General features: G+C 67.6%; 17 protein-coding genes and 1 pseudogene. 4 read left to right on the plus strand and 14 right to left on the minus strand.

The window, feature by feature from the left end:
- Nucleotides 1–36: 36 nt before the first annotated feature.
- A complete protein-coding gene (locus tag ACYZGB_RS16545; RefSeq protein ID WP_462389844.1) occupies nt 37–774 on the plus strand; it encodes a hemerythrin domain-containing protein in 738 nt (245 codons plus the stop codon).
- A gap of 27 nt (nt 775–801) precedes the next feature.
- On the opposite strand, the gene ACYZGB_RS16550 is transcribed toward ACYZGB_RS16545, so the two are convergent.
- The 4 genes and pseudogenes from ACYZGB_RS16550 to ACYZGB_RS16565 all read right to left on the minus strand — a co-directional run bounded on the left by ACYZGB_RS16550 (nt 802) and on the right by ACYZGB_RS16565 (nt 3,548).
- Nucleotides 802–1,452 (minus strand): GAF domain-containing protein, encoded by a 651-nt coding sequence (locus ACYZGB_RS16550; RefSeq protein WP_462389846.1) that lies wholly within the window; start codon nt 1,450–1,452, stop codon nt 802–804.
- A gap of 49 nt (nt 1,453–1,501) precedes the next feature.
- A pseudogene (locus tag ACYZGB_RS16555) lies at nt 1,502–2,182 on the minus strand (pyridoxamine 5'-phosphate oxidase family protein); the annotation flags it as partial.
- Complete coding sequence (locus ACYZGB_RS16560; RefSeq protein WP_462389848.1) at nt 2,179–2,694, minus strand: hypothetical protein; 516 nt, start codon at nt 2,692–2,694, stop codon at nt 2,179–2,181. The pseudogene ACYZGB_RS16555 and the gene ACYZGB_RS16560, both read right to left, overlap by 4 nt.
- Nucleotides 2,691–3,548 carry an ABC transporter permease gene (locus ACYZGB_RS16565; RefSeq protein WP_462389849.1) on the minus strand — a complete coding sequence of 286 codons (858 nt, stop codon included), beginning with the start codon at nt 3,546–3,548 and terminating at the stop codon, nt 2,691–2,693. Before ACYZGB_RS16565 ends, ACYZGB_RS16560 begins: the two co-directional genes overlap by 4 nt.
- Before the next feature lie 129 nt (nt 3,549–3,677).
- On the opposite strand from ACYZGB_RS16565, the gene cynS reads away from it, so the two are divergent.
- The gene (gene cynS / locus ACYZGB_RS16570; protein ID WP_462389850.1) at nt 3,678–4,121 is read left to right on the plus strand and encodes a cyanase; all 444 of its coding nucleotides are present in this window, start codon (nt 3,678–3,680) and stop codon (nt 4,119–4,121) included.
- 34 nt (nt 4,122–4,155) lie between these two features.
- Here the strand turns inward: cynS and ACYZGB_RS16575 are convergent, their stop codons facing one another.
- The gene (locus ACYZGB_RS16575) at nt 4,156–4,728 is read right to left on the minus strand and encodes a DUF3455 domain-containing protein (RefSeq protein WP_462389851.1); all 573 of its coding nucleotides are present in this window, start codon (nt 4,726–4,728) and stop codon (nt 4,156–4,158) included.
- Nucleotides 4,729–4,976: 248 nt separating this feature from the next.
- On the opposite strand from ACYZGB_RS16575, the gene purT reads away from it, so the two are divergent.
- On the plus strand, nt 4,977–6,203 hold the full coding sequence (gene purT / locus ACYZGB_RS16580; RefSeq protein WP_462389852.1) for a formate-dependent phosphoribosylglycinamide formyltransferase: 1,227 nt from the start codon (nt 4,977–4,979) through the stop codon (nt 6,201–6,203).
- Nucleotides 6,204–6,301: 98 nt separating this feature from the next.
- Here purT and ACYZGB_RS16585 read toward each other — a convergent pair whose 3' ends face one another.
- The 5 genes from ACYZGB_RS16585 to ACYZGB_RS16605 are packed head-to-tail and all read right to left on the minus strand — an operon-like array spanning nt 6,302 to nt 12,036.
- Complete coding sequence (locus ACYZGB_RS16585; RefSeq protein ID WP_462389854.1) at nt 6,302–7,243, minus strand: ATP-binding cassette domain-containing protein; 942 nt, start codon at nt 7,241–7,243, stop codon at nt 6,302–6,304.
- Between the two features lie 29 nt (nt 7,244–7,272).
- On the minus strand, nt 7,273–7,470 hold the full coding sequence (locus ACYZGB_RS16590) for a diguanylate cyclase domain-containing protein (RefSeq protein ID WP_462389855.1): 198 nt from the start codon (nt 7,468–7,470) through the stop codon (nt 7,273–7,275).
- The gene (locus tag ACYZGB_RS16595) at nt 7,460–8,407 is read right to left on the minus strand and encodes a GGDEF domain-containing protein (protein ID WP_462389856.1); all 948 of its coding nucleotides are present in this window, start codon (nt 8,405–8,407) and stop codon (nt 7,460–7,462) included. Before ACYZGB_RS16595 ends, ACYZGB_RS16590 begins: the two co-directional genes overlap by 11 nt.
- Nucleotides 8,408–8,443: 36 nt before the next feature.
- Nucleotides 8,444–9,925, minus strand: coding sequence for an AMP nucleosidase (locus ACYZGB_RS16600; protein ID WP_462389858.1), 1,482 nt, complete (start codon nt 9,923–9,925; stop codon nt 8,444–8,446).
- 47 nt (nt 9,926–9,972) lie between these two features.
- Nucleotides 9,973–12,036, minus strand: coding sequence for a putative bifunctional diguanylate cyclase/phosphodiesterase (locus tag ACYZGB_RS16605; protein WP_462389859.1), 2,064 nt, complete (start codon nt 12,034–12,036; stop codon nt 9,973–9,975).
- A 93-nt stretch (nt 12,037–12,129) separates the two neighbouring features.
- Between ACYZGB_RS16605 and dbpA the strand changes: the two genes are divergently transcribed.
- The gene (gene dbpA, locus ACYZGB_RS16610) at nt 12,130–13,548 is read left to right on the plus strand and encodes an ATP-dependent RNA helicase DbpA (protein WP_462389861.1); all 1,419 of its coding nucleotides are present in this window, start codon (nt 12,130–12,132) and stop codon (nt 13,546–13,548) included.
- Nucleotides 13,549–13,723: 175 nt separating this feature from the next.
- On the opposite strand, the gene ACYZGB_RS16615 is transcribed toward dbpA, so the two are convergent.
- The 4 genes from ACYZGB_RS16615 to ACYZGB_RS16630 form a co-directional block, all read right to left on the minus strand.
- Entirely contained in the window at nt 13,724–14,416 is a 693-nt protein-coding gene (locus tag ACYZGB_RS16615) for an ankyrin repeat domain-containing protein (protein WP_462389862.1), read from the minus strand.
- A 46-nt stretch (nt 14,417–14,462) separates the two neighbouring features.
- The gene (locus ACYZGB_RS16620) at nt 14,463–14,957 is read right to left on the minus strand and encodes a GlcG/HbpS family heme-binding protein (protein ID WP_462389864.1); all 495 of its coding nucleotides are present in this window, start codon (nt 14,955–14,957) and stop codon (nt 14,463–14,465) included.
- Nucleotides 14,958–15,094: 137 nt separating this feature from the next.
- Nucleotides 15,095–15,727, minus strand: a complete 633-nt coding sequence (locus ACYZGB_RS16625) for a response regulator transcription factor (protein ID WP_462389865.1) — start codon at nt 15,725–15,727, stop codon at nt 15,095–15,097.
- The gene (locus tag ACYZGB_RS16630; protein ID WP_462389866.1) at nt 15,724–17,277 is read right to left on the minus strand and encodes a sensor histidine kinase; all 1,554 of its coding nucleotides are present in this window, start codon (nt 17,275–17,277) and stop codon (nt 15,724–15,726) included. Before ACYZGB_RS16630 ends, ACYZGB_RS16625 begins: the two co-directional genes overlap by 4 nt.
- Nucleotides 17,278–17,383: the final 106 nt, after the last annotated feature.

The following is a 17,383-nucleotide window of genomic DNA, read 5'->3' on the forward strand; positions in this document are numbered from 1 at the left end:
GTGTTGAGAGGCCCCACGAGGCCATGAAAGAAGCTCATGAAGATTGATTCCCGCGAAATTGCTGCACTGACCCAAGCCCAGCCCGCCGCCCCCCGCATGGACATGTATGCCAGCATCCACAAGGCGCTGCGCGCTTTCATGGCCGACACGCTGCTGGGCCTGGGCCGCATGGATGTGGACGACGACCTGGAGTTTTCCCACACCTGCGACCGCGTGATGCAGCTGCTGAACCTGTGCCGCGCGCACCTGCACCATGAGAACCAGTTCGTGCACGCCGCCATGGAGGCGCGCCAGCCCGGATCCAGCCAGAGCATTGCCGGTGAACATGTGGAGCACGAACAGGCCATCGTCGCTTTGGCGGACGGTGTAAACCACCTGATGGCCTGTGCCAAGCCCGCACGCCCAGCAGCCACCCAGGCCCTGTACCGCCAGCTGGCGCTGTTTGTGGCGCACAACTTTGAGCACATGCACGAGGAAGAGACTGCGCACAACCGCGTGCTCTGGCAGTGCTACACCGACGCAGAACTGGCGGGCGTGCACGATGCGCTGGTGGCCTCGATCCCGCCACACGAAATGATGGTGGTGGCCCGCTGGATGGTGCCCTACATGTCACCCGCCGAGCGCACGGCCATGCTGTCGGACATGAAACAACATGCGCCTGCCCCTGTGCTGGCAGCGGTGCTGGCGCAAGTGCAGCCGCACCTCACGCAGCCTGAGTGGACCAAGCTGATGCGCAGCCTGGGCCTGCCGGTGGTGCCGGGTCTGGTGCACTGACTTTGAGAAATCAGTGGCGTGAAGGCGTCAAGCGTCTTCCAGCACCACGGGGCGCAGTACGCACAGCCGAAAGCGCCCGCGCCCTGTTTTTTTGATGTGGATGTGCGGGCAGTTCTCCTGCAGGCGGCGCTGCAGCAACAGCAGGCGGGCCTCCAGGTTGTCGGCCACATCGGGCAGGCGCAGGGCGGGGTCCAGCCGCAGTTCGCGGTTGGTGAAGTCCACGCGCCCGGTGTGCTGGTGGTCGCGCAGCAGCTTCCAGACAATGGCGCCCGCCACGCCCTTGATCAAATAGTCGTCGTTGATGAACACGCTGTCGTTGGCCGCGAAGTGGCGCACCCGCAGCGCGCTGCCGCTCACCGGCGGTGCCGTCGTAGGAGTAGGCAGTGGCTCGGGCGCATCGGGCGCGGCCTGCAGCAGGTCGATGGCGGCGGCCAGCTGGCCCGCAATCGCCACCAGCAGGTCTTCGTCCTCAAAGCCAAAGCGCATGTCCTCGGGGCTCTCGGCAAACAGTACGCCCAGCAGGCGTCCGGCCGACAGCAATGGCACCGCCACCTGGCTGTGCGGCTCGGGCAGGCCGGGGTAGGGGATGTCCAGGCCGCGCAACGGGGGCGCATCGGGTGTGGCATGCGCGTCCATGCTTTCGCGGATGGCATGGCTGTACAGGGCAGCGTGCGTCATGTGGCTGATGCGCACCGGCGTGCGTCATGTGGCTGATGCGCACCGGCGTGCGCTCGCGCGCAGCCATGCCGATCACTCCCTGCCCCAGCCGGATTTCTGAACCCACGCCCGATGTGGCATAGCCGCAGCTGGCCACCGTGTAGAGCTGCTGGGCGCTGGCATCCAGCATCAGCACCATGGCGTGCTGGATGCCCAGCTTGTCCTGCAGGCCCTGCAGCGCGCCTTGCAGCAATTCGTCCAGCCCCGAGCAGCGCGCGATGCTCTCGCTGCACAGGCGCAGCGTGTGCAGCAAGCCAGAACGTGGCGCCGGTGCCGGCAGGCCTTCGCCCGCCACCGATTCGATGCGCTCCACAGCGTAGATGTCGGCCCCTTTGAGTTCAAACACCTCGGCCATGCCCGCGTGCGACGCAATGCCCGCCAGCTGCGCGCGCATGCTCTCGAACACCGGACCACTGTCCTCGGTGCGTTCGTACAGCAGGTGCAGGCGGTAGAAGTGCGCGGTGAGCGGGTCCAGCACCAGCACCGACGCGCGCGGGTTGCGCAGGATGTTCTGGCGGGTCTTGTTGAAGAACTGGAACGACAGCGCCACATGTGCCGCATCCACATAGACCACCTGCGAGATGTAGGCCACGTTGGGTGTGCCGTCAGGGTCGCAGGTCGCCATGATGGCGGGAATCGCCCCCTCCAGGCAGGGGCGGATGCTGTGCAGGGAGGGCGCTGCGGAGCTCATGGCTGCGGTACGGGTGGTGTGGGTGGTGCGGGCGGCGCACACAACTCCGCGCCTGCGCGCGGACCCGGTGTCTGGTCGAAAGCACTGGTGGGCGTGAAGCTCACGGCCACCACATCCTGCAGCGGCGCTGCCAGCATGGCGCCCACATACTGCGGCCCGTAGCCGACCTGGCCCACCTCCTGCATCATGGACTGCAGGTAGGCCTGCAACACCGGCAGGTCGCCGTCAGTGGCCGGGCGCTGCTTGGCCCGGCGGGCCTTGAGCTGCAGCGTCTGGTGGGTGGACGGCACGCTGAACACCACGGCAATCTCGCCGGTGTGCGCAATGTCCTGCAGCAATTGTTCAGACTGGCTGCGCCGCAGGTACACCGTGACCTCCTGCCCATCGCCGCTGATGTGACTGCCCACGGCCCGCATGATGCTCGGCCGCAGGGCCGCATCGCGTGACGCCACGATGGCCGACACGCCCTTGGCCACCATGGCGATATGGCTGGGGCCGAGCAGCACGGTCATGCCTTGAAGCGCTTGCGGGTCAGGGCCAGAGCCACCCAGAAGGCCACCACGGTGGTCACCACCAGCACCAGCCCGTGGCGCCACGGGTGGGCGGGCCACTGGTCCATGAACAGCGGGCGCACCAGCTCGACCGCGTTGGTCAGCGGCAGCCAGTCGGAGATGGTGCGCACGATGGGGGGCAACTGCTCGCGCGGGAAGAACACACCCGAGAGAAACATCATGGGCGTGAGCACCAGCGTGAAGTAGTAGGTGAAAAAGTCATACCCCTTGGCCAGCGCATTGAAGATGAGCGCGATGCTGGAGAACATCACCCCCACGAACAGCAGCACCGGCCAGGCCACCAGCAGCTTGGGGCTGTGGCTGATGGAGAGGGCCAGCATGACGCCCAGGATGGCGGTGACGGTGAACAGCGCCTTGAACGCGGCCCACAGCATTTCGGCCAGCACCACGTCGTCGAGGCTCACCGGCGCGTTCATGATGCCGTCCCAGGTCTTCTGCACATGCATGCGCGAGAAGGCCGAGTACAGCGCCTCGAAGCTGGCCGCGTTCATGGCGCTCATGCAGATCGAGCCGCTGGCCAGGAACAGGATGTAGGGCACCTTGGTGTCGCCCGCCGCGCCGCCCACATTCACCTGACCCACCAAGGCCCCCATGCCGTAGCCAAACGCCACCAGCCACATCAGCGGCTCGGCAATGTTGCCCACCAGGCTGGGGATGGCCAGCTTGCGCCAGACCAGCAGGTTGCGCATGAACACGGGCCACCAGCGCGCCGAGAGGCTGGGGGGGCGCCATGCGGAAGGCTGGGGGGGCACGTCGGCCAAGGCCGGGGTGGGGGAGGAGGGGGCGGTCTGCATGTGCCTATTGTGCGATGCCGGATTCGGCGCCGCCAGCACTTGTGTGCCTCGGGGTGGGTTGGCAGGCACAGGCATTGCTTGGGGCTGGGGGTGTCCCCTGATGTCTTTTCAACCCCCGAGGAAGCCCCCATGAACCGCACCGATGTCACCGAGAAAATCATCAGCACCAAGGTCGCCAAAGGTTTGCAGTGGCACGCCATTGCCAAGAAGGTCGGCCAGTCCAAGGAATGGACCACGGCGCTCTGCCTGGGCCAGATGACCGCCACGCCCGAGCAGGCCAAGGTGCTGGGCAAGATCTTTGGCCTGACGGCCGAGGAGCAGAAGTGGTTGCAGGTCGTGCCCTACAAGGGCTCGCTGCCCACGCCCGTGCCGACCGACCCGCTGATCTACCGCTGGTACGAGATCGTGAGCGTCTACGGCACGACCATCAAGGAACTGATCCACGAGGAATTCGGCGACGGCATCATGAGCGCCATCGACTTCAGCATGGACATCACCCGCGAGGCCGACCCGAAAGGTGACCGCGTGAACGTCGTCCTGTCGGGCAAGTTCCTTCCCTACAAGCAGTATTGAACGGGAGCGGGCTCGGCCCGCTCCTCGTGCGCCTTCAGGCGGCCTTCCAGAAGATGTAGTCGGCCTGGTACTTGACGATCTGGCGCTCGCCCTTGTTGGCGGGCGCGCAGGCCGTGGCGGGCGCAACCCCACCCTTCAAAGCCACGCGCTGGATGTAAGTCACGCCCACCATGGCGCCACTGCCCATGGCCGGGTTGGCCTTGACCAGCTGGTAGGGCAGGTTGCCTGCGCCCGACGGTGCCACGGCCAGCTGGGTGGCGGTGAGCTTGGAGCCATCGTTCGACTCCCAGGTGGCCGGGGGGCCGTAGTAGGTGCCCACTTGTTTGCCGCTGCGGTCGTTCAGCACCGCCTTGGGGCCCACGAACACCCATTCGGTCTGGCCGGGCATGTTGGCCTTGTCGCGGCATTCGTAGGTGATCTCGCCCACGCCCACGGTTTCCATGGCGACCTTGTGGCCCGCTGGCACCTTGATGGTGTCGGGCAGGCTGTCCTGCGAGTACATGGTGCTGGATGCGGGCTTCATGGCGCCGCAGGCCGTCAGCAAGGTGGCGGTGGCAAGCGCGAGGGCCCAGGGGGCCAAACGGGTGTGCAGGGGCTGGGTGTGCATGGTGGTTGCCTTATCTTGAATGGGTTGGAGGGTGCAGCCGCCGCAGGAACGGACTGCTGCAACAGGGGGTACGCACCTGGGCGCGGATTGGATGTGGCCAATGCAAAATTTTTGGCACCGCCTCTGTCGGGTGCACTGGCCGGCCCGGTCCCACCGGGCCACCACCCATGCATTAAAGTCGCCGCATTGCTGCGGCAGGCCCCCTGTCCTTCGTGGCGTTTGCGTCTTCTTTTTCTGGAAAACCTCCCATGACCACCCTCGGAACCCCTCTGTCCCCCCACGCCACCAAAGTCATGCTGCTGGGCTCCGGCGAGCTGGGCAAGGAGGTGCTGATCGCGCTGCAGCGCCTGGGCGTCGAAACCATTGCCGTGGACCGCTACGACAACGCTCCCGGCCAGCAGGTGGCCCACCACGCGCGCACCATCACCATGAGCGACCCGGTCCAGCTCAAGGCGCTGATCGAAGCCGAACGGCCCCACCTGGTCGTGCCCGAGATCGAAGCCATCGCCACCCCCATGCTCGAAGAGCTGGAAGCCGCGGGCACCGTGCGCGTGATCCCCACCGCCCGCGCCGCGCGCCTGACCATGGACCGTGAAGGCATCCGCGTGCTGGCCGCAGAAACCCTGGGCCTGCCCACCAGCCCGTACAAGTTCTGCAACTCGCTGGAAGAGCTGCAGGTTGCGATTGATGGCGGAATTGGTTACCCCTGCATCGTCAAGCCGGTGATGAGCAGCTCCGGCAAGGGCCAGAGCAAGATCGACGGCCCGGACGATGTCAAAAAAGCCTGGGACTACGCCATGGCCGGTGGCCGCGTGAGCCATGGCCGCGTGATCGTCGAGGGCTTTATCGACTTTGACTATGAAATCACCCAGCTCACTGTGCGTTCGGTGGGCACGGACGGCCAGATCGAGACCCATTTCTGCGACCCCATCGGCCATGTGCAGGTGAGCGGCGACTACGTGGAGAGCTGGCAGCCCCACCCCATGCACCCCGCCGCGCTGGAAAAGTCGCGCCAGATCGCCAAGGCCGTGACCGACAACCTGGGCGTGGGCTTTGACGGAAAGCCCTCCGGGCTTGGCTTGTTTGGCGTGGAGCTGTTTGTGAAGGGTGGGGATGTGTGGTTCAGCGAAGTCAGCCCCCGCCCGCACGACACTGGCCTGGTCACTTTGTGCACCCAGCACCAGAGCGAATTCGAGCTGCACGCCCGTGCCATCTTGGGCCTGCCGGTGGACACCACGCTGCGCAACCCCGGCGCCAGCGCAGTGATCTATGGCGGGGTGGAAGCCCAGGGCATTGTGTTCGACGGCGTGGACGAAGCGCTGCGCGTGCCCGGCACCGACCTGCGCCTGTTCGGCAAACCCGAAAGCTTCACCAAGCGCCGCATGGGCGTGGCGCTGGCGCGGGCTGAGGATGTGGACACTGCGCGCCACAACGCCAAGCTTGCGGCGGGCAAGGTCAGGCCCCGTAAAGCCTGAATTTCAAGAAAAAATGGCCGTTTGCGCGCGATGGGTAAGCGCTTATAGCTATTGTTTTTATAGTAAGTATCGGCTGGCACGCCAGCCGCTGCCAACGCTCAGCCATCCTCGCGGATCTGGCGGCCCGTGAGCTTGAGGAACAGATCCTCCAGGTTGGCGGGCCGGTGCAAGGTGCGCAGGTGCCCGTGCTGCCCCAGCGCCTGCAGCAGCGGCTGGGCGTTCTGGGTGTAGAAAAACACCGTCTCGCCGCTGACTTCCACCCGGGCCGCGAGCGCGCGCAGTGCAGCGTCTTCCGTGAGCGCCACCGCGCCCACCCCAAACACCTCCACCACATCGGGCTCCAGGTGCTGGGCAATCAGCTCGCGCGGGCGGCCTTCGGCGATTTTTTTGCCATGGTCCAGCACCAGCAGGCGTGAACACAGGCGCTCGGCCTCGTCCATGAAGTGGGTGGTCAGCAAAATCGACTTGCCTTGCTGCAGCAGCAGTTGCAGCCGCTCCCACATCAGGTGGCGGGCCTGTGGGTCCAGGCCTGTGGTGGGCTCGTCCAGCAGCAGCAGGCGCGGGTTGTTGACGAGGGCCCGCGCCAGCGACAGGCGCCGCTTCATGCCGCCCGACAGCTCTCCAGGCTTGGCATCGGCCTTGTGGGACAGCGCCCCAAACTCCAGCAGCTGCGGCACGCGCTCGTCCATCACCGCGCCCTTGAGCCCGAAGTAGCGGCCAAACACGCGCAGGTTCTCGGCGCAGGTGAAGTCCGGGTCCAGCGTGTCGAACTGCGTGACCACCCCCAGCTGCGCCTTGATGGCCAGCGCATCGCGTGGCATGTGCAAGGGTGCCGCGCCAGGGGTGGGCGTGAAATGCACGGCCCCGCCATCGGGCGCCGTAAGGCCCAGGCACATGCGGATGGTGGTGGTCTTGCCCGCGCCGTTGGGGCCGATGACGCCCAGGCATTCGCCGGGGGCAATGGCAAACGACACGTCATCCACCACCGTGGTCTCGCCATAGCGTTTGCGCAGGTGGAGGGCTTCAAAAAGTGCGGTCATGGTTTGATTGTGTGTGAGGCGCGGCGCGTTCAGCTGGCAGCCACCAGCCGCCCCCGGCCCGCCGCCTTGGCTTCGTACAGTGCACGGTCGGCCCGCGCCATCAGCGCAGCCAGGTCGGTTTCACCAGGCGCTGGTGTTGCCAGCCCGGCGCTGTAGTCCAGCGCAAAGCCCAGTTCGGCCACGCTCGCGGCATGCAGCCGCCGCCGCAGCCGCCGGTCAAATGCCATGCCGGCCGGCGCTGTTGTGCAGCAGCAGCACGCCAAACTCCTCACCGCCCAGCCGCCCGATCAGGTCGCCGCTGCGGCAGGTGTCGCCCAGCAGCCGCGCGAACAGCTGCAGTGCGCGGTCGCCCGCCTCGTGGCCCCGGGTGTCGTTGATCTGCTTGAAGTGGTCCACGTCCAGCATCAAGGCCGTCACGGGCAGCTGGTGGCGGGCGGCGTGGGCCAGCAGGCTGGTGCCCTGCTGAGCGAAGCTGCGCTGGTTGAGTAGGCCCGTGAGGCCATCGGTCATGGCCAGGGTGTGCAGTTTCTGCTCGGCCTCTGCGCGCCAGGCCACCAGCAGGGCCACGGTGCCCAGCACCAGGCTCACGTTGGTGGCCACGGCCGCAGCCAGGTTCACCGGGTGGGGCGTGCGAAAGCTGGGGTACTGGTCGGTAAACGCGCCCAGCATGCCGCGCGCCAGTGTGAAGGCCGCAGAAGTGGGCAGGCAGCCCAGCAGCAGGCTGCGCCAGCGCAGGCTGGACTCGACCACGGGCGCCAGGGTGGCGCGTGCCACGATGCACAGGATGGCGGCCATCAAGAAGTTGGCCCAGCCCACACGCCAGGCGTAGTGACCAAAGCCCAGCGTGTAGCCCAGCGGGGCGGCAATCACCAGCACCAGCAGCATGCGGGACAACGGGCGCGGGCCCAGCCACTCCTCCAGCGCGCGGTACAGCATCCACTGCGCCGCCGCATTGCAGGCGATCGACAGGGTGGATAGGGCCTGGTCCCACAACGAGGACGAGGCAATGATGGCCGCCCAGGCCACGGCCTGCAGCAGCAGGCTGGCCTGCACATGGCGCGCCGCACGGCTCACGCCCCGGCCCATGATCAGCGGCAGGGCGGCCGAGATCATGACCAGGTTGGTGGCCATGACGGCCATCAGGGTGAGGAAGTCCAGTGGCATGGGTCGGTGTGGCCCGGTGTCCGTGGCGTTTTCTCTTTACTGGAAGGCCACTTCAGCAAAGCTGCGCAGCTTGCGGCTGTGCAGGCGGTCCACGCCGCCGTTGCGCAGGATCTCGATGGCGCGCATGCCGATGCGCAGGTGCTGGTCCACGCGCTCGCGGTAGAAGTGGTTGGCCATGCCGGGCAGCTTGATCTCGCCGTGCAGGGGCTTGTCGCTCACGCACAGCAGGGTGCCATAGGGCACGCGGAAGCGGAAGCCATTGGCGGCGATGGTGGCGCTTTCCATGTCCAGCGCCACGGCGCGGCTCTGGCTGAAGCGGCGTTGCGGCGTGTTGTCGGGCAGCAGCTCCCAGTTGCGGTTGTCGGTGCTGGCCACAGTGCCCGTGCGCATCACGCGCTTCAGGTCGGCGCCGCCGATCTGCGTGACATCGGCCACGGCCTGCTGCAGCGCGAGCTGGATCTCGGCCAGCGCCGGGATGGGCACCCACAGCGGCAGGTCTTCGTCTAGCACATGGTCCTCGCGCACATAGGCATGGGCCAGCACATAGTCGCCCAGCTGCTGGCTGTTGCGCAGGCCCGCGCAGTGGCCCAGCATCATCCAGGCATGGGGGCGCAGCACGGCGATGTGGTCGGTGATGGTCTTGGCGTTGGCCGGGCCCACGCCGATGTTGACCATGGTGATGCCGCTCGCATCCTTGCGCACCAGGTGGTAGGCGGGCATCTGCGGCAGGCGGGGCGGCGCGGCGCCCAGGTCGTCGCCAGCCTCGGCGCTCAGGCCCACACGGCGCGTGACCACGTTGCCGGGTTCGATGAAGGCGATGTATTCGCTGTCGGGCTTGGCCATCTCGGCGTGGCCCAGGCGCACGAATTCGTCGATGTAGAACTGGTAGTTGGTGAACAGCACGAAGTTCTGGAACCACTCGGGCGCCGTGCCCGTGTAGTGGCGCAGGCGGTGCAGCGAGTAGTCCACACGCGGCGCCGTGAACAGTGACAGGGGCTGCGCTTCGCCCGGTGCGGCCTGCCAGGTGCCGTTGGCAATGCCGTCGTCCATGGCGGCCAGGTCGGGCAGGTCGAACACGTCGCGCATCAGCATGCGGCGCGCCGGGGTCAGCGTGCCCTCGATGTGGTCGTGTTCGGCAAACGAGAAATGGATGGGAATCGGGTGCGTGCTGGTGCCCACCTCCAGCTCCACGTTGTGGCTGGCGCGCAGCAGGCGGAACTGCTCGGCGTAGTAATTGGCAAACAGGTCGGGCCGGGTCAGGGTGGTCTCATAACGACCGGGGCCTTCCACAAACCCATAGGCCAGCTTGGTGTCGGCCCGTGCCACGGTGGTGGTGTGCACCCGCACAAACGGGTAGAAGGCGCGCACCGCGCCTTCGGGCGTTTCGCCCGCCACAAAACGCTGCATGGCCTCGCGCAGGTGGCCAATCTGTTGCTGGTAGATGCGCTGCACCTGGGCCAGGGCGTCGGCGGGGTCGGTGTGGCGGGTGGGGGCGATGAAGTCGGGGATAAGGGGCATTCCCCTATTGTCCACAAGCCAGAAGACAAAACGGGCGAAAAGGGCGTTTACCGGCGCAACCAGCGCTCCGTGGCCTCGGCGTCCAGGGGGGCGGACACCACAAACCCCTGGATCAAATCACACCCCAGCCCCGCCAGCAGATCGATCTGTGCCTGAGTCTCCACCCCTTCGGCCACGGTTTTGAGCTGCAGGCTGCGGCCCATCTGGATGATGGCTGTGACGATGGCCACGTCGTCGGAGTTGCCGGGGGTGTCGGCCACGAAGGAGCGGTCGATCTTGAGTTTGTCGATGGGGTACCGCTTGAGGTAGGCCAGCGACGAATATCCCGTGCCGAAATCGTCGATGGAGATGCCCACGCCCAGCGCTTTGAGGGCGTTGAGGGTGCCCAGCACCTGGCCGGTCTGGTGCATGAGCACGGACTCTGTCAGCTCGATCTCCAGGTACTGCGGGGCGAGGCCGGTTTCGAGCAGGACGGCGGCGATTTCAGCGGCCACGTCGCGCTGGCGGAATTCGAGGGCCGAGAAGTTCACAGCCATGGGCACCAGGGCCAAGCCCTGGTTCTGCCAGGCCTTGAGCTGGCGGCAGGCCTCGCGCATCACCCAGCGGCCGATGGGGGTGATGAGGCCGCGCGATTCCGAGAAGGTGATGAATTCGTCCGGGCCCACCAGTCCCCGTTCGGGGTGGCGCCAGCGCACCAGCGCCTCAATGCCCTGCAGCGAGCCGTCGGCCAGGCAGATCTGGGGCTGGTAGTGCAGAACAAAGTGGTTGTGGGCGATGGCCTCGCGCAGCTGGCGCTCTTGCTGCAGAACGTCCAGCGCGCTGGCGTCCATGCTGGAGACATAGAACTGGCGGTTGCCGCGCCCGCTTTCCTTGGCGTGGTGCATGGCCGCATCGGCGCAGCGCAGCAGCACATCGGCGCTGCCGCCATGGTCCGGGAACAGGCTGATGCCGATGGAGGGCGAGATGGTGAGCGGCAGCTGGTCCACCGTGAACACGCCGTGCATCGAGGCCAGCAGCTTGTCGGCCACCATGGCCACGTCGTCCTGGTTTTGTACGTCGGTCAGCACCACCACAAACTCGTCGCCGCCCAGCCGCGCCACCACGTCGGCATCGCGCACGCCCTGGCGCAGGCGCTCGGCCACGTTGCGCAGCAGCTGGTCGCCCGCGTGGTGGCCCAGCGAGTCGTTCACGGTCTTGAAGTGGTCCAGGTTCACAAACAGCACGGCCGCACGGCCATGGCGCCTGCGCGCCAGCGACAGCACCTGCGACAGCTGCTCCATGAGGAAGTGACGGTTGGGCAGCTGCGTGAGGGTGTCGTGCAGCGCGATGAAGGCTTCGCGCTCCTGCGCCTGCTTGCGTGCGGTGATGTCGCGCACCACCACGATGCGGTAGTCGGCGTGGTGCAGCGGCATGGTTTTGCCCACCACTTCGACGGGAATGGCGTGCCCGTCCTTGTGGCAGATGGTGACTTCGTAGGGGTCCTCCCGGCCGCTGCGGGTGTATTCGAGTGCCGTAGCGCGCCATTCGGGGCTGATGAAGCTGAAGATCGACAGGCCCAGCACCTCGTGCAGGGCATAGCCGGTGAGCCGGTACAGCGCCTCGTTGCCGTCGGTGATGAGGCCGTCGCGATGGAACACGATGGCTTCGTCCGTGGCCTCGGTGAACTTGCGCATGCGCTCTTCGCTCTGGCGCACCTCGCGCTCGGCGCGCCAGCGCTCGGTGATGTCGGTGATGAGCACAAAGGAGCCCAGCTGCTGCCCCGTGTCGCCAAAATGCGGGATCAGGTTGACCTCGATCATCCGGGTCTCTCCGTTGGGCAGGGTCTGTTCGCGGGTGTATTTCACGCGCTCGCCCTGCGTGCAGCGCTCTACATGCGGCCGGATGGCCTGCCAGGCCTTGTCGCCAATGGCCTGCTGCACGGTGAGGCCCAGGATGGATTCGGTGCTGTGGCCGTTGTAGGCGGCGTAGCCCTGGTTGGCAAACTGGCAGCGCAGGCCGGGCAGGTCGAAATAGGCCATCAGCGCTGGCACCGAGTCGGCAATCAGGCGCAGCAGCGAGTCGCTGGAGCCTCCCTGGCCCGGGGCGTTGGCTGCGTTGGATGAATCTGGCATGTCCCACTCGGTACGTGTCTGATGGTTATAGCCGATACCCCTGACGGGGGCGTAAGGTAGTTGCCCGGATACCCCGGGCCGGATAATCGGGCCATGACCTCCAAAGAAACACCCGCCAGCACCGATTTCAGCACGCTGGCCCTGAGCCCCGCCACGCAGGCCAACCTGCAGCAGCTGGGCTACACCACCATGACCCCCATCCAGGCCGCCAGCCTGCCGCCCGCGCTGCTCGGCAAGGACCTGATCGCCCAGGCCAGCACCGGCAGTGGCAAGACGGCCGCGTTTGCGCTGGCGCTGCTGGCCAACCTCAACCCCCGCCGCTTTGCGGTGCAGTCCCTGGTGCTGTGCCCCACGCGCGAGCTGGCCGACCAGGTGACCACCGAAATCCGCCGCCTGGCGCGGGCCGAAGAGAACATCAAGGTCGTGACCCTGTGCGGCGGCGTGCCGCTGCGCGGCCAGATGCTGAGCCTGGAGCATGGCGCGCACATCGTGGTGGGCACCCCCGGCCGCGTGATGGACCACCTGGAGCGCCAGCACCTGACGCTGGAGGCGCTGAACACCCTGGTGCTGGACGAAGCCGACCGCATGCTCGACATGGGCTTCTTCGACGACATCGTCGTGGTGGCCAAGCAGTGCCCGAAGGAGCGCCAGACCCTGCTGTTCTCGGCCACCTACCCCGAAGGCATTGCCAAGCTCAGCGCGCAGTTCATGAAGAACCCGCAGCAGATCACTGTGCAGGCGCAGCATGCCGAAGGCAAGATCGAGCAACGCTGGTACGAGGTGAAGAACAGCGAGCGCCTGCACGCCGTGTCGCAGCTGCTCAACCACTTCCGGCCGGATTCGTCCATTGCGTTCTGCAACACCAAGCAGCAGTGCCGTGACCTGGTGGGCGTGCTGCAGGCGCAGGGTTTCAGCGCGCTGGCGCTGTTTGGCGAGCTGGAGCAGCGCGAGCGCGACCAGGTGCTGGTGCAGTTTGCCAACAGGAGCTGCTCGGTGCTCGTGGCCACCGACGTGGCGGCGCGCGGGCTCGATATTGCCAACCTGGCTGCCGTGATCAACGTGGACGTGACGCCCGACTCCGAGGTGCACATCCACCGCATCGGCCGCACCGGCCGGGGCGATGCCGAGGGCCTGGCGCTGAACCTGGCCAGCCTGGACGAGATGGGCAGCGTGGGCAAGATCGAGCAACTGCAGGGCCGCGAGTCGCGCTGGTTCCCGCTGGCGGACCTCGTGCCCACGGGCAGCGGTCCGCTGGTGCCGCCCATGGTCACCCTCCAGATCATCGGGGGCCGCAAGGAGAAGATCCGCGCTGGCGATGTGCTGGGTGCGCTGACCGGTGACATGGGCTACACCCGCGAGCAGGTGGGCAAGATCAACGTGAACGACTTCTCGACCTATGTGGCCGTAGACCGTGCGATTGGCGCGCAGGCCGTGCAGCGGCTCAATAGCGGGCGCGTCAAGGGCAAGAGCGTGAAGGCGCGCCTGGTGCTGGGCAACGAAAATTTTGAATGAAATTGGCCGTTACCGCGCGTCCAGTAAGCCTGAGCAGCTATTGATTTGATACTGCTTTGGCAGCGTGGTGCGGCGCGGCCCGGCCGGTCACGGGGTGTGCACAGGCCGTGGGCCCGTGGGGCATGTCGGGTTACCCGCTGCGGGCTGGCCCGACGCCCTCGCCAAGCCCGCACCCTCACTTGACCGCGCCCGCCGCCTGCAGCATCTGCACCATCGCGCCGTAGCCCCGCTGGCGTGCCAGCTGCAGGGGCGTGTTGCCCTGCCGGTCGGTCAGCGCGTGGCTGGCGCCTGCCTGCAGCAGGGCCTGCAGCGTGGCCTGGTGGCGCGGGCCGCCGTTGCCCAGCACGATGGACTCGATGAGCGCCGTCCAGTGCAGGTTGTTCACATGGTCCAGCGGCGCCCCGGCGGCAATCAGCTGGCGCACTACCCCGTCGTGCCCCAGGTGGGCGGCGGCGATCAGGGCCGTGCCGTCGTAGCGGCTGGTCACCTGCTTGGCGCTGGCGCCCAGCTGCAGCAGCAGGCGCAGCGTGGCCTCATCGTCGGCCACGGCGGCAATCGTCACCGCGTCGTAGCGGTCGCTCTCCAGCATGTTCAGGTCAGCCCCGGCCTGCGCCAGCAGGCGGATCGCCGCGTGCTGGCGTGCAAAGGTGGCCACATGCAGCGGCGTGCGGCCGTAGGCATCGCGGGCGTTCACATCGGCCCGCGCTGCGGTCAGCTGCTTGAGCGCGGCCACATCGCCTTGCGCGGCGGCAGCATGCAGGCCCTGGTAGGCGGCGGCTTCGCTGGGCGTGGGAGGCACCTGGGCCTGTGCAGGGGTAGCGCAGGCCAGGGCGGCGGCCAGCGCGATGACAAGGTTCCAGTGCTTCATGGTGGGTGCCTCCGGTGAATGCTGCGTTGCGTTTGGCTCGGCGGGCTTACTTCAGCAGATCCTGCACCTTGGCGATGCCCGCCACGGCGCACTGCTCGTCCAGGTGACCGCCAGGTGCGCCGCCTACGCCCACAGCGCCGATGACTTCGTTGCCCACCTTCACTGGCACACCGCCGCCCAGCAGCAGGTAGCCGGGGATCTGGCCCAGGTTGGCGGCTGCGGGGTTCTTTTGCGAGCCTTCCATGATGGCCAGCGTGGTGTTCTTGGCCGATGCCGAGGTGTAGGCCTTCAGGCGGCTGGCTTCCAGCGTGTGGGGGCCGGCGTTGTCGGCACGCTGCACGGCGCGCACGGTGCCCGCACGGTCCACCACGGTGGCGGTCACGTTGTAGCCGTTGGCGGTGCAGGTGGCCACGGTTTGCGCGGCGATCTGGTTGGCCAGGTCCAGCGACATGTTCTTTTCGGTGCGCACGCCTTCGGCGCTGGCAGCGGTGGCGATCAGGGACAGGGTGAGGGCGGCGACGGTGGCGAGGCGGTTGTGCATGGTGTTCTCCGGTGTTTCTGGGTCGGTGCCACCCGTTGTGGCGCCGTGGGAGAACTGTAAAAATTGCCGCCGTTTTCAGCCATTCGGACGGCTACGCGCGGCCCTCCGTAGAACTACGGAAGGCCTTGAAAACTTCGTCAGGACGCCGCATCCACCAGCGCCGCATACCGCCGTATTAGCTGCGCCAGCGATTCCGCCCCCAGCTTGGCGAACAGGTTGGCGCGGTGGGTTTCCACCGTGCGTGGCGACAGCTCCAGCGCCCGGCCGATCTCCTTGTTGGTCAGGCCTTCGACGATCAGGCCCAGCACCTCGCGCTCTCGGGCCGAGAGCTGCGCAAAACGCTCGCGCGCCTGCTGGTCGGCTTGGTGGCGCTCGCGCGAGCGCACATGCTGGCGCACGGCATTCTGCAGGGCTTCGATCAGCACTTCGTCGTCCACCGGCTTCTCCAGAAACTCGGCCGCGCCGGTCTTGAACGCGCGGCGGCACATCTCCACCGTGCCGTGGCCGGTGAGCAATATCACGGGCTGGTCCACGCCCTGTGCCAGCAGCTGCTCCAGCACCGTCAGGCCGCTGATGCCCGGCATGCGCACATCGAGCACGATGGCGCCGATGCTGGCGCGGTCGAAGCCCGCCATGAAAGCCTGCGGCTCAGCCCAGGCCTGCACGCGCAGGCCCACGGTGCTGATGAGCAGGGACAGCCCCTCGCGCACGGCGGCATCGTCGTCCACCAGGTGGATCAAGGGGGAGAGGGAGTGGGCGGCGTCGGTCATGGCATGGTGGAAGGCGCGGGCGTGTCGGGCGCCGCAGGCAGCACGAGCAGGAATTCCGCGCCCCGCACGGCGGGGTCGGCGGGCGCGAGCGCCAGGCTGGCGCCCATGGCCTGGGCCAGGCTCTCGCACAGCGTGAGGCCCAGCCCCAGCCCACCTGTGCGCGTGGTGTAGAACGGCTCGAACAGGTGTGCGCGCGCCTCGGGCGGCACGCCGGGGCCGTGGTCGCGCACCGACAGGGCCACATGCGCGGCGTCCGGCATCCACAGGCGCAGCGCCAGCTGGCGCTCGGCCTGAGGCACCTGGTCCAGCGCCTGCAGCGCGTTCATCAGCAGGTTGTGCACGATCTGCTGCAGGGCCACGGGCTCGGCCAGCACGGCGGGCAGGTCGGGTGCGATGGAGACCGTGGGCGCCACGCCGCGCTGCGCCATCTCGGGCTCCAGCAGGTGCAGCACATCCTGCACGGCGGTGGCCAGCGCCAGTGGCTGGGCCTGGCCCGCCAGTTCAGGGCGCTCCACCAGGCGGCGCAGGCGGCCCACCACGGTGGATGCGCGGCGTGCCTGCTCCACCGCGCGGGCAATGGCGGTCTGGGCGGTGTCGAGATCGGGCGGGTCGTCGGCCAGCAGGCGCTGGGCGGCCTGCGTGCTTGACAGCAGTGCGGTGAGCGGCTGGTTCAGCTCGTGCGCCATGCCCGCCGCCAGCTCGCCCAGCGTGTTCAGCCGCGCCACCTGGCCCAGGCGCAGCAGCTCCTCGGCCCGCTGGCGCGCAATGCGCTGGCGCCACCAGGCCAGGCCACCGCCCCACAGCGCGGCGGTGAACACGCACCAGCCCAGCATGGCCAGCCAGGGCAGCTCGGCCAGCCCCACCGTGCGCCGCGCCACCACATCCAGTGGCTGGCTGGGCGCGGCCAGCAGTTTGTGGAAGGCATACGACCAGCCCCACCCCTCGCCCACGCGGCCCGGCTGCACCACAAAGGCTGCGCCGCCCTGTTCCAGGGTGACCCGCACCGGGCTGGTGGCCATGTCCATGGGCCATTCGTCCTGCGGCACGGTGGTGCGCAGGTCGATCTGCAGCGCGTGGCTGGCCGGTGTGCTGGCCAGCACCAGGTGGAAACGGCCCGCGGGCAGGTCCAGCAGCGCCATCTCGGCATGCCCGGAGCGGCGCGAGGCGGCTTCGGCCGCCGAGAGGGGGGCCGGCAGCGCGTTGGGCCAGCCCTGCGCGCTTCCCTCGCCCTGGCCCCCGTGCCGCTGCAGCACCGACAGGATCTGTGGGTACACCGAAGGCAGGCGGGGCAGGGTGGCATCGGCATCGCCGCCCTGGTCGGGCGCCGTGGGCTGCAGCAGGGCCAGGGTGGCGAGGATCGCGTCGTGCTGCACCACACGCTGGCTCAGCAGCCGGTGCACGATGCGCGCGTCGGTCTCGAACGCCGCGTGCAGCTGCTGCAGGCGGTTGAGCACCAGCCAGCTGCACCCAGCGCAAGCGACCAGCGCCCATACCACCAGGCTGGTCAGGTGGGGCGTGTGTCGCAACAGAGAGCGCCAAGCGGGGAGCATGCGCGGATTCTGGCATGGGGGCCGCGCATGGCATCACCCCCGGGGCCCGCGCATGGTTCTCCGGTTAAACAGAACTTAAGGTGGCTCTGGTGTAATTCCCGACACC

The sequence above is a fragment of the Acidovorax sp. Q11 genome (assembly GCF_054950075.1).

What these genes read in the sequence shown, in the direction of transcription:
- ACYZGB_RS16545 (WP_462389844.1), top strand. Translation starts at nt 37, where the DNA reads ATGAAGATTGATTCCCGCGAAATTGCTGCACTGACCCAAGCCCAGCCC.
- ACYZGB_RS16550 (WP_462389846.1), bottom strand. Translation starts at nt 1,452, where the DNA reads ATGACGCACGCTGCCCTGTACAGCCATGCCATCCGCGAAAGCATGGAC.
- ACYZGB_RS16560 (WP_462389848.1), bottom strand. Translation starts at nt 2,694, where the DNA reads ATGACCGTGCTGCTCGGCCCCAGCCATATCGCCATGGTGGCCAAGGGC.
- ACYZGB_RS16565 (WP_462389849.1), bottom strand. Translation starts at nt 3,548, where the DNA reads ATGCAGACCGCCCCCTCCTCCCCCACCCCGGCCTTGGCCGACGTGCCC.
- cynS (WP_462389850.1), top strand. Translation starts at nt 3,678, where the DNA reads ATGAACCGCACCGATGTCACCGAGAAAATCATCAGCACCAAGGTCGCC.
- ACYZGB_RS16575 (WP_462389851.1), bottom strand. Translation starts at nt 4,728, where the DNA reads ATGCACACCCAGCCCCTGCACACCCGTTTGGCCCCCTGGGCCCTCGCG.
- purT (WP_462389852.1), top strand. Translation starts at nt 4,977, where the DNA reads ATGACCACCCTCGGAACCCCTCTGTCCCCCCACGCCACCAAAGTCATG.
- ACYZGB_RS16585 (WP_462389854.1), bottom strand. Translation starts at nt 7,243, where the DNA reads ATGACCGCACTTTTTGAAGCCCTCCACCTGCGCAAACGCTATGGCGAG.
- ACYZGB_RS16590 (WP_462389855.1), bottom strand. Translation starts at nt 7,470, where the DNA reads ATGGCATTTGACCGGCGGCTGCGGCGGCGGCTGCATGCCGCGAGCGTG.
- ACYZGB_RS16595 (WP_462389856.1), bottom strand. Translation starts at nt 8,407, where the DNA reads ATGCCACTGGACTTCCTCACCCTGATGGCCGTCATGGCCACCAACCTG.
- ACYZGB_RS16600 (WP_462389858.1), bottom strand. Translation starts at nt 9,925, where the DNA reads ATGCCCCTTATCCCCGACTTCATCGCCCCCACCCGCCACACCGACCCC.
- ACYZGB_RS16605 (WP_462389859.1), bottom strand. Translation starts at nt 12,036, where the DNA reads ATGCCAGATTCATCCAACGCAGCCAACGCCCCGGGCCAGGGAGGCTCC.
- dbpA (WP_462389861.1), top strand. Translation starts at nt 12,130, where the DNA reads ATGACCTCCAAAGAAACACCCGCCAGCACCGATTTCAGCACGCTGGCC.
- ACYZGB_RS16615 (WP_462389862.1), bottom strand. Translation starts at nt 14,416, where the DNA reads ATGAAGCACTGGAACCTTGTCATCGCGCTGGCCGCCGCCCTGGCCTGC.
- ACYZGB_RS16620 (WP_462389864.1), bottom strand. Translation starts at nt 14,957, where the DNA reads ATGCACAACCGCCTCGCCACCGTCGCCGCCCTCACCCTGTCCCTGATC.
- ACYZGB_RS16625 (WP_462389865.1), bottom strand. Translation starts at nt 15,727, where the DNA reads ATGACCGACGCCGCCCACTCCCTCTCCCCCTTGATCCACCTGGTGGAC.
- ACYZGB_RS16630 (WP_462389866.1), bottom strand. Translation starts at nt 17,277, where the DNA reads ATGCTCCCCGCTTGGCGCTCTCTGTTGCGACACACGCCCCACCTGACC.